This is a genomic window from Solibacillus kalamii, assembly GCF_002174535.1.
GTDB lineage: Bacteria > Bacillota > Bacilli > Bacillales_A > Planococcaceae > Solibacillus > Solibacillus silvestris.
On record NZ_NHNT01000001.1, the window covers coordinates 562,060 to 574,029 of the forward strand.

Here is an 11,970-nt window from a genome sequence, read left to right on the forward strand (position 1 = left end):
ACCCCCCCTATCAGTCCATTTCCTATTATTATACAATGAATTAATTACTTTTCTCTTAACAGAAAACTTGTCTACTAACTTAAAAGCCACTAAATAGAAATTCTACGCCAAATTCGACCAGAATCAATCTTATTTTCTGCAAAAAGCGTTCAGCTCAAATTTAAGTTTACTCTAAAAAATACCCCAAAAGGCAGATTTTCCATTCTACCTTTTGGGGTACAGTAATTAAACTATAATATTTTCAATAAAATTACAACCCTAATTCAAAAATAGCTGCCTGCAGTTTATTGTAGTTTTTCACTAATGATTTTTGGTCGTTTGTCAGGCGATCGTAAGCTGTTTTCGCAGACTTTGCTCTTGAAGCGTACGTTCTTAAGGTTGAATCCAGATCCTCAATTTGCTTAATGACACGCTCCGCTGCTTTTAAATCTTTTTCGGCTTGCTGAAGAACAGAGTAGTTCAGTACTTGACGCTTGGAACCAGAAGGAAGTGCTTTATATGCCGCCAATGCACTTGTAACATCTGTAGCAAAGCTGCTTGAAGAAGAATTCAATGAGGCAATGATAGTCGTCACCTTTTGGACTTCTGTCATATCGAGTACGGCCTCTTGTAATTTGTAATAGTTTGTTACCTTCAGTTTTTCCTCCTCCGACAGTTTGTCATATGCCAGCTTTGCGGCTTCCATATTCCCTTGATAGTACTTGTCGCTTGGCGTTAAGCCGGCAATTAGTGTATAGACATGGATTACATTCGATAAATTCGAGTACTGATCCATATTTGTTACGTACTCTTTTTGTTTGTCGTCCAGTTTTTTCAGGGCGTTATTGACTGTATTAAATTGACGGCTCAAATCATTTCTTGGATTGCTCAAACCCTCAATTGCATTAATTGCCGCTTCGATCGGTTTAATGTATTTTTCCTGTTCTTTTAATTCAGGTTCGAGCGTCACGCCTTTTTTATTGGCCGAGCTTAATGATTTATAGGCTTCACGCGCTTCTTTTATTTTGGCGATAAATTCATTTGCCGGTGCTGCATTTAATGCTCGAATCATGGCATCTACCTTTGCGCCGCCTTCTACATTCAGTTCATGCTCCTGCAATGTCGGTAAATTCGACACTTGCGCTGCTAACTCAGCCGGCAGTTCGTTATATAACGCTCTTGCTGCTGCTGTCTCTTCCACAAATGTTTTGCTCGATGATTTAATCGAATTGATTGTATTTACTACATTATAAATGGTAGCGAGATTTCCTAATAACTTTTCACTGTTGACGAGCAGTGCGCGTTCAGACATTGTCAGCTTTTCATAGGCTTTCTCTGCTGATTGATACATAGAAATAAATGTACGAGCATTTGACGGATCCAATGCCAGAATATCGTTATCCAGTTTTAATACCGGTTTTACTCCGCGTTCGCGAGTCGTCAAATCTTTGTAGTTCGTTACTAAACGCTGATCTGATTTACTCAGACTGTCATAGCCGTTTCGTGCATCAATCAGTTTTTGAATATAACCTTCCGCAGTAGGTATTGCCGCATCAATTAGTGCCACTACCTTCTTGGCATCGGAAACACCTTGTTCGGCAGACGCAAGCTTCGTAATATTGTGCACGAGTTCTTGCTCCGGAGCAGTCAACGCTGCATATTCCGCACGGATTGCCGCAACTTCTGCCTCATATGTTTTTGAGCCGACACGCAGTTTTTCAATGCGGTTGATTAAATCTGCTACTTTTAAAATATCGCTCAGCTTCGAGCCATAATTATAAACATCTTGTTTTTGCTTATCCGTTAATCGTTCATATGCTTTTTGAGCAGCCGCTACTTTTGACGGAAAATTACGGTCTGTGTGAACGGGCAGTTTTTCAATGAGATCGATTACCTTTAATGATGCTTTGTAGTCCCGTTCAAGCTCCGTTAACACTTTGGCATTCCCGACATTGCGTTTCGTTGCAGAATCCAATTTTTTATAAGCTGCCGACACTTCCGCTAAATCGGTTATGAACGCTTCACCGGATTTCGTTTGCAGTGCATCGATTCGGCTTTCAATTGAAAATGAATCAGAAACAATCGTTTCAAAGCCCTTTAATTTTTTCCCATATTCGGTAAAGAGCCTTAATTGAATATTCTCAAGATCTGTAACTGGTTCTGACGGAGCATTATAGTCCTTTAACATATTTGCAAAATCATTTTGTACTTTTGATAGACTAACCTTAAATTCAGGTGTAGTAGAACGCATTGCATCAATTTCAAGCATCAGCTTTGCGAACGGCAACAGCTCAACTAGTTTATCTCTATTGTAGACAAGCCCTTGCATAGGCTCTGCCAGTTTGTTGAAGGAAGTTTCGGCTGCAGTCGTTTTACGCGTAAAATCTTTTGCCATTACATCAATTTTGCTGATTGCCTGAATTGTATTTAATATTGCCTTGTTGGCCTGTTCAATCTCTGTTAATACTTTAATATTTTTCACTAATCGTTTGCCATTTGCAGATAGTGAATTATATTTTTCACGAGCAGCATCAATTTGCTGTAAATCAACTATATCAGCAGTTTTGAATGCAAGAATGTCAGCATCCAATTTTGCCGCGATAGATCGTTCTTCTTTTTGTAGTCGCAAATAGGACGTTAAAAATTGATGAAGTTTCTCGATATTTTCTGCATCATCTGGAAGAATCGCTTCTTTTAATGAATCCCATTCGTTTAATTTATTTTCCGCTGTTGTTAAATCTTCTAAATAAGTAGAGCTCGTAACGTTTAAATTGACTACTTTATCTGCAATATCCACAATCGGAATAAACGCTTCAAGAATGTCTCGTTTTGAAACAAGTTCCCGCTCGTTTTCCTTAATTTTGGCATAGGAAGATTCCGCTGTACGGACCTTTGTGATAAATGAAATTGTAGTTGAACGCTTTTTCGTATCAGTCAGCTTTTCATCATCCATATTCGCAAACAGATCTGTTTTAATCGCATCAATTTGTTTATTGATTGTTGCGGCGGTTGCTGTTGATTTTTCCCATGATGTTAGGAGATCCGATAATTCTTTTAATACATATTTACGCTCAGTTGTTGATAATGCGTTGTACGCTGCTCTTGCATCCGCAACGATCGAGCTTTTCTCTTCATATTTTGCCGAATCTATCTTTGCAATTTCTGTTTCGACTTTTTGGGCAATTTCAATAGCCGCTTGCATTTCGAGCAATTTGTCATAGTTCACTACAAGACGCGTATCCAGTGGATCGAGGGCATTATATAGAGTCCCAACATTTTCCGCCTCTTCACGGAATCCTTCAGTATTTGCAGATAGCTTAGATATTCTCGTAATTTCATTTACTACGTTTAATACATTTTCATACGGTTTTAATTCATCCCCGTTTGGAACCAAATTTTTTTGAACGGCTGTTAATTGTCCATATTCTTTAACAAGTGCATTTACTTTTGAATTAAATGTTGTTGCAGTTGGCGGATTGTCCACTAAATCTTTAATTTTATCTTCAACCGTTTGCGACTTTTTAATATCAGATTCTGCATTTTTTATAAATTGTTCAATTCCTGTATTGTTTTCTACTAATTGAACTTTCAATACATTTTTAAATGCAAGATCTGTTATGTCATTAAATTCATTCCGTGCGTTAGCTACAACGCTAATAAAGCTCTCCTTACTAAATGACTCCTGAGCCGTTAATGTCGTGATCGGGCTAATATGATTTTCAATAAATTGCTCAATGGCTGTCGTTTGTTCCTCAAAAGATTGTAGATGACTTAAAGATGCTGCTGTCACGTATTTATTAATGAAATCTGTTTGACCGTTTTCATCGTAATACAGTAATGTTTCCAAAAATGTACCGGCATTACCGTTTACAGTATTGCTTAACTCACTGCCGGCATTCTCCAAACTTATATTTAGATTTTCAATTGCCTCCAGTGCAGCTTGTCTATCTGCAACTAAGTTTTTATTGGAATTCGTTAACTTTGAAATTAAACTTTTTACTTTTGCTGCATCTTGCTTGAGTTGCGTGTATTTTTCTAAATAGGTCAATTTGGCATCAATCAGTGGCATGATGTCCGCATATGTTTCATCATCTTTATATGTATTGTAAATTGTTCTTTCCTGAGTTAATGTCGCACTCGTCGATTCTTCATTGGCTGCTTTAAAACTATTCAATAATCCCTCTGCAGTAACTGAAGCCACGACATTAAAGGGAGCCGGTGTTGCACTAGCTTCTGCCTCTCCAGCCTGCGCGACGATTGCAGGAGTGATCAAGAGCCCTGCCATCAAACCAACCTTCAAATTTTTCTTCATCGTTTTATCCCTTCCTTCATGGGTAGTGCTTTAAAATAGTTCATAATCCTAGGTTAATTATCGGCATATTCTCACAGTTTGTTAGTTGATTTATAAGGAAAAGGATTGAGGGATAGTGAGCCCAATAAATATTCGGCACTTTACATGCTTTTTTCGCCAAAAGGGGATACTTATTCGCCAAAATGTATTGTAAAGCCGCAACGTCCGTAACTGACAACATTTATTCGCCAATTAACTAAATATAATAGTCAAAGTTAAGAGCTTATTAGTCAATTTCATTACTATTTTAGTCACTCAAAATCAAATAATCGACACTTTACATGAGATAATCGGCAATTCCATATTTAATAGACAATTTTTATATTTATTCGCCATTTCCTTTAAAAACAAAAAATCACTCTATCCAATAAAGAATAGAGTGATCTTTTATTACAATGCGTCTGTATATAATTTACCTTCCGGTAAATACTCGGACATGCCGATTTCTTCAAGACCATTTTTAATTTTGTATGTGTGACCTAATCGGTTTTTCGATAAATAATTCGCTTTTGAAATCAACATCTCTTCAAATACCGGTAATTGTGATGGATCTACATCTTTCCAGTTTTTATAAGAGTTGATCAAGTCTTCAAGCGTTAAGTGCTGATAATCATCACCGGCGAATTCACCTTTTGGATTCACACGGTACCAAATATCTCCGTTTGAACGGATCCACTTGTTCTTCTCGATTTGCAATGCACGGCTAATCGATTTTGCCGCGTCCAAATATTTTGGATCCTGGAATTCTTTATATGCCAATAACAGAACATTCATGCCACCAAGTACATGGTTCATCGATGCATGTGTTGTCACCTGCTGATTCACAGGGAAGTAATCTGAAATATAGTAAGCATCTTTAGCAACAGTGATTACATGCCCTGCCTGTTTACGCGATGCTAAAAGGTCCGCATAATTACGTAATGGCTCTTTATAGTTCGGCATATTAAACTCTGCTCCGGAATTATAGTAGAATAACGCAATCTGCTCATTGAAGCGCGTGTCGATAAATGGTGCTGTAATGCCAAATAAGTTTTTCAAATACGTACTCGTTACTTCAGTCTTCCAGTAAGTCGCGTCACCTTTAAACTTATTCAAGTTAATGAACGAGTTTTTCACTAAGTTTGCAAAATAACGGTCGCCCTGTTCTTTTAATAATACAAGTGCGCGGTCTTCTTTTACCAACAATAGATTACGCCCGAACCCTTGGTAAGATTTTGGCATTGGCTCTGTAGTTGTCGCCATTTTATTGTATGGACCTTCTGCTGTGTACCAGTTGTTACGCTTCTTATAGTTAAGCGCAGTTTCAAGCATCCAGCCGTTCATATTTTCATCTGTTTTAAATAAACGTTCATTTGAATTCATATACCATGTGTCAACAATATCGTTGCCATTAGAAACAAGTGTATAGTAGCTGAATAAATCTTCGCCAAGCCATGCTTGTGAATACGCTTCATACTCCGATTCCAAATCACGCATATAACTTGTACCACCAGTATCTTTATAGCTTTGTGTTAATTGTTTTGAACGATATGCCTTTCCGACCATACGATCTGTCGCCAGCTTTTCGTTCTCCATAATGCGTAATAATCCTGTCGGGTATGATGACGAGTCAAAGCCAAATACATCAGCCGAATTTTTTTCGATTGGGAAACGATCATATCGGTACAATCGGTAATTCGTTACATTCGTTGCTTTCTGGAATAAATCCACAGTCAGCTTTGATTTCCCCTTATTCGTTAACGTTGTAAATACAAAATCATCGCCGTTTTCCAAAGCTCGAACTGTTATTTTCACTGTTGCCCCTTGGTTTCCGACTGCATAATTATAAACTGTATCCTTTGCAACACCGTAAGTTTCATTTGTTGTTCCTTTAAATACAATCGTAGCTGTTGAGCGGAGATATAACGGGTTTGCGTCAGATGTTACTTGTGCAAAGTTCATTTCTTCACGATTGTTTTTAAAATTACTTGATACTTCCGCTGCCTGAACTTTATATTCATTTTTTGCAATTTGATTTGTTGCAACTAGTGCACGGTGAAGCATGACCGAGAACGTTACACGGTTAACCGTTGCTTTCGGATCGTAAGTACCGTCTTCACGCCCTGTTGTAATTCCATGCTGCGCTAAAATTTTAACATTCTCGCGATGTGATTCACTGATTTTGTTCCAGTCTTTAAACGTCAGTTCCTTACCTGTATCTTTCAAATCAAATGCACGCACTAAAGTCGTCGCCATCTGTTCACGTGTTAACGCATCCGCTACACCGAAACGTCCATCTGGTTTACCGCCAAAAATACCAGCTTCATATGTAGAAAATACACCTTGTAAAAAGCTAGATTTCGTACTTACATCTGAAAACTTGTTTTGATACTTTCCGTCCGGAAGCTTTAACGCACCTTTAAACAGGTTTGCCGCCTGACCACGGTTAATATTTAGATTGGGACGAAACTGTGCATCCGGGTAACCGCCGATTACGCCCATTTCCACAAGCTGCATCACTTCATTTTTTGCCCAGAAATTATCCGGCACATCCGCAAGCTTCTGCTTAACCGTTAACTTTTCACCTGTTTGCGGCTGATTAGCTGGCTCCTCTGATGGCTCGTTTTGTTCTGCATCAGTTGCAGGTTGTTCAGTATTTTCTGGAGACTCTTGCTCTACTGTTTCCTCTTTTTCCGGAGATGTTTCTGTTTTTGGTTCTTGCTGAGCTGGTGTTGTCGTTGTTTGTTCAGCTTTTTCGTCAGCAGAAGTAGAATCCGCTTCTTTTTCATTTGTAACCGTTTCCTCTTGAACTACCGGATTATTATCGGAATCCGTAGTTTGAGTCGTAGTAGTGGTTGAATTTTGTTCTGTTGGGTTTTCAGCTTCAACTGTGCCTTGTACATTTGCATACGTTGCGGTTGGTAGCGCTGTGGATAAAAATAGTAGCGAGGCTAACAGTGCTGATTTTATTTTCAACATTCGACAGATTCCCTCCTTTTATTTCAATAACGTATAAATTATACCGAAAATCGCCATATATTTCACTGAAATGTACAATATTTAATAGAATAATAGCAATCAAATTAAGTGTAGCACGCTACTTGTTATGAAGCGATGGTAATTCTCGCTTCCTTTAGTAGGTATTTCTTTATTGGGGTTTGGGTTCTAGTATTCGGCGGCGTGGTTCTACTTTTCGACAAAAAGGTTCTATTTTTCACGCCGGAACTTTCTACTTTTCCCTTTTTAAATTCTACTTTCCTCATAATCTGTTCTACTTTTCAGAGCAAAGGCTCCACTTTTAAGCATAAACTTCCTCTTTACACATAAAAGGTTCCCACTTCTTTTCTCCCCTCTATCTCATGATCTCAATCTCTGAATTTCTCCATAAAAAAACACTTGAGCTTATATCCAGACTCAAGTGCATTACCCAAAAAGCTTCCTTATTCTATACCAATTACAATAAAGTCATCAGAAGTGGCTTGGATTGCATTATATAAAAATGTCGCTAACTGTGCGCGTGTTAATTTCATATTCGGGCTGAATGTTGTAGCTGTAGTACCTTTTGTAATTCCATAATCAACTAAGGTTTGAATGTACTTCTTCGTTGCAGTATCTGTTAATTTGTTGACATCTGTGAATTTCGTCTTTGTAGTAGTAGATTGCTGAAGCTCAAAACCGACCGTCAACATTTTGGCTAACTGAGAGCGAGTCAATGTTGCGTTCGGGCGGAATTCATCGCCATAACCGTTTACAATGCCTGCTTTATTTAATGCTGCGATGGCTTTGTAATATTTGCTTGATGTTGGAACGTCTTTGAAACCTGGATTTGGAGCGGTATTATTTTGCAGATTCAATACGTTCGCTAAATATAGTGCGGCATCCCCGCGTGTTGCCGATTTACCAGGCTCATAAGTTTTACTCGTCACGCCTGTAACAATTCCTTCATTATATAATGAAACTATTGCATTGGCATGGGAGTTCGTTTCTTTTACGTCGGTAAATGGGTTTGTATATGCTTGTACTGAATGGCCGCTTACAAAAATGCTTGAAATAATAACAAGCACTACAGTAAGTATTGACCCGGAGAATAATTTCTTCATTTACTTCAATCCTTTCGATTAAACTAGTTAGCACAATTATACAATAGTTTTAGTTTTATGTAGATGATAACTATACAACCGGTATCTCATTAACCTCAAACATTTTTATTAGAAAGATTGTTGAACATATTCGATAATTTCCACACTATATTAGAACTTCCAGTACTGATATTAGCACTTTCATATATTTGGCTTCAAAATTCAATTATATCTATGCTCCAACCGTGCTAATTTATTTACTCTATATATTTTATTAGAACAATCAGCCCCTTTATTAGCCATTCTAATTGACTTATTTGAACTTTGAACAGTGATATTTGAAAATGAGGAACACTTATTAGAAGAAACTAACTTTTTATTAGAAAATGAATTACTTATTAGATCATCCTAAGATTTATTAGAAAGTCTTTAGTTTATATTAGAAAACTAAAATTCTAATAAAAAGGCATACACGCAATTAAGCATGTATGCCGCATCTAAGCTTAGTCCGTACCTAAAGTTGTTCGTATATTATCGAATGTATCAACAACAGCATTGCCTGCCCCGTCCACTACCTTCGCTATACCTGCACCTTTTTTAACCGTAACGGTTGTACCACCTGGTTGGTTAGCCGATAAAGTAACGACTGCTTTATTGGAGGTTGTCGACCCTGTTACTGATGCGATTCCGACAGCTGCTCCTGCAGAATTTTCAAATACAAATGAATCTGCAGCAAGCCCGCTTACATTTTCGCTAAAAGTAAGCTCGATTTGATTTGCTGATATAAATTGAGCAGAATTTAGCGCTGGTCGAATATTTTCATTTAAATTGACGACGGCCGTTAAGTTCCCCTGCGATGCCACCGAATCTTTTGCCTTTACGCCGGTAATCGTTAAGTTACGTTCTCCAGAAGCTGTTGTTTCATTTGGTGCTAACGTCAAAATAACCGTATCTAAAGCATCGCTTGGAACTTGCGCATTCGTAATTCTTGCATTTGGAATAGAATAATTGCTTGCAACAGAAGCTGTTGTTGCGTCCACCTCATGGTTAAACTTCAATCGTACTTGGTTGTTCGTCAATTTTGGATCCGTCACTGAAGTTGTAACAGTTGGTGCAACTAGTACATTTTCATTGTTTGAATAATCTGAAGTACGTTGGAAAGTGACCGCCTTATTTGCTGTATTCACATTATATGCACTGTCTACTTCTGTAAACGATAAGGTCACATTATACGTTGCATCAGCCGCATCGCCTGATCCTAGTAAATCATCAAGTTTCACACGCACTATAGTACGATTGCCGTTTTCTCTATATTCTAACGCTGTCGCTGTACCATTGAATGAATGTGTTACGCCGCCTTTAACATAGTTGCCGGAAGCTGTGACACGTGATGCAGTTACTAAATCTACTGGTTTATTGAGCGTAATATTTAAATACTCGAAATTGCCTTCTCGTGTTACAGAAGTTGACGTCACTTCGGGCGCTGCTGTATCGAGCGTAAATGAATGCGTAGTCGTAAATGTATTCGTTTCGCCTGAAATATCTGTAATCGTTTTGCCGGATGCTGTACCAATATTATAGACACCGTTTAAATCATTCGTAGCTGTTACGATAAATGAACGGTCATCACCTGGCACTGCCTCAATTGCCGTAATTGCATTTGCCGAATTACCTAAACGTAACTCTAAATCACCGACTGCCGGTTTTTGAATTCGTTCCGAGAATGTCAGTCTAAATGTTTTCGGACCTGTTTGTGAGATGCTCGTCAGGGTTGGTTTAACTCCATCAGCCCCGCCCATTGCAAAGCTAGTTGTTAACGGGTTTGGTGAGCTGAAGTTTCCTGCAATATCACGCAGCCCTGCAAATGTTGCTGTAACTGAAGTATTTGCCGCTAATGGCTGACCATTAACCATTGCGTTGGATAAATCAAAATCTGCATACGTAGCACCCGCAGCGATTTCTCCGGTAATACCTGTTACATTCGTGCCGTTCGCCAGTCGGAATGTAATACTGCTGTTACTAAATGCGCGCAAAGGCTCCGAGAAAGTAACACGGACTGTTTTCGCATCTCGGTTTATAGTACTGATTAATGTTGGTGCCACTGTATCTGAACCGAAGTTGACGACGTCATCATATGGGGTAACCGTTGTACCGGCAGTATTTTTCACATTGTTTACTTTTACTAAATAGCGTCCTGTTAAAGCTGACGCCCCATTTGTAGAGATTGTCAATGTACGGCCATCTTCACTTAACTGCCCTCTTGAAAGAGTAACGGCATTATTGTCTACACCGGATACTGATACATAGTTTGCCAATTGCGCAGATGTTAAGCTGGCAGGCAAGTCGACTCTTTGATTGAATTTCACTTCAATTTGTCCTGCATTAAGCGCTTTCACAGATGCGACTTTCACTTCAGTAACGACATACGTTACTTTCGCTGAATAATCTTTACCGTCAATTTTAAATTCAACCGTTGTTTCCTCATTTTCAGGAAGGTTATTTTCTAAAGTAACTGCATGCTCGGAGTTGTCGCTTAATGTGACTTTCAATTTATTTGCTGCAGTAGCTTCTGCTGATTTTACTGTTAAGGCAACATTGTAAGTTACAGAAGTTCCATACTCCTTACCGTTGATCTTAAACTTAACTGGCGTTTCTTTGCCCGTTTCCAAAGGTGTATCCAATTTTACCGTATGTTCCGTATTGTCAGTAAGCGTAACTTTCAATGTCGATGCATCAACAACTTCGACCGCTTTCAATCCTTCGCCCGGAACTTCCACTTGAAGCAATTTATACAGGAATGAAGAGAACTGTCCGCGTGTTGTGTTACCTTTTGGGTTGAAGTTCGGTACGCCCGTTACGTTATAGTAATCTAAAACTCTGATTGCAGAACGTGCCTCTGCTTTAGCTCTGTTATAATCGATGACATCCTCTTTAAAATCCTGGTCCATAACATATCCTAGAAAGTCAAAATTATTAATATTCGTATAAGCGCGAACTAAAACAACCGCCATATTTTCACGTGTAATCGGATCGGCCGGTAACAGGTTTCCGTTACTTCCGTTAAATACACCATTGTCTTTTACTAATGCCGCATATTGCAATAGCTCATCCTGTGATGTACTGCGCAAGTCTGAAAAGCGCATATTTGTTTTATAGTCTGAAGGGATTTTATAACCTTGTGACACTAAGTATTTACCTAGTAGTTTTACAACATCCGAACGTGTCAATGTACGATTCGGTTTAAATGTGCCATCCGGATATCCTGAAATGATGCCTTGGCTTACGAGTGAATCAATTGCACGCTCATGAGTATTACCTGCTGTGTCCGAAAAACTGGCCGCACTTGCTGCGGGAACAATTGCCGATGCCACTAATGTCGCAGTAGCCGCTGTCGTTAAAAACTTCTTATACTTCTTCTGCATCTTTATTAACCTCCTAGTTTGTAAAACAGATAAATATGTTGCCTTCTTCAAACTTGCTTACAACCTTTCCAATTCCACAAATTATTTGAATATAAACATTATTCCGTTAAAATAACTAAAAAGTATTATAAAGATATAAAAAAGCATATCTATCGAAATA

At 38.5% G+C, this 11,970-nt stretch carries 4 protein-coding genes; all 4 read right to left on the reverse strand.

Annotated features, from left to right (window positions below; all coding sequences use genetic code 11):
* Window positions 1-250: 250 nt before the first annotated feature.
* Entirely contained in the window at window positions 251-4,291 is a 4,041-nt protein-coding gene (locus CBM15_RS02690) for a hypothetical protein (protein ID WP_087615635.1), read from the reverse strand.
* A gap of 429 nt (window positions 4,292-4,720) precedes the next feature.
* On the reverse strand, window positions 4,721-7,288 hold the full coding sequence (locus CBM15_RS02695) for an S-layer homology domain-containing protein (protein ID WP_087615636.1): 2,568 nt from the start codon (window positions 7,286-7,288) through the stop codon (window positions 4,721-4,723).
* A gap of 461 nt (window positions 7,289-7,749) precedes the next feature.
* A complete protein-coding gene (locus tag CBM15_RS02700) occupies window positions 7,750-8,409 on the reverse strand; it encodes an S-layer homology domain-containing protein (RefSeq protein WP_087615637.1) in 660 nt (219 codons plus the stop codon).
* A 482-nt stretch (window positions 8,410-8,891) separates the two neighbouring features.
* Entirely contained in the window at window positions 8,892-11,810 is a 2,919-nt protein-coding gene (locus CBM15_RS02705) for an S-layer homology domain-containing protein (protein WP_087615638.1), read from the reverse strand.
* Window positions 11,811-11,970: the final 160 nt, after the last annotated feature.

Coding starts and splice junctions, on each gene's coding strand:
- CBM15_RS02690 (WP_087615635.1), bottom strand. CDS start 4,291: ATGAAGAAAAATTTGAAGGTTGGTTTGATGGCAGGGCTCTTGATCACT.
- CBM15_RS02695 (WP_087615636.1), bottom strand. CDS start 7,288: ATGTTGAAAATAAAATCAGCACTGTTAGCCTCGCTACTATTTTTATCC.
- CBM15_RS02700 (WP_087615637.1), bottom strand. CDS start 8,409: ATGAAGAAATTATTCTCCGGGTCAATACTTACTGTAGTGCTTGTTATT.
- CBM15_RS02705 (WP_087615638.1), bottom strand. CDS start 11,810: ATGCAGAAGAAGTATAAGAAGTTTTTAACGACAGCGGCTACTGCGACA.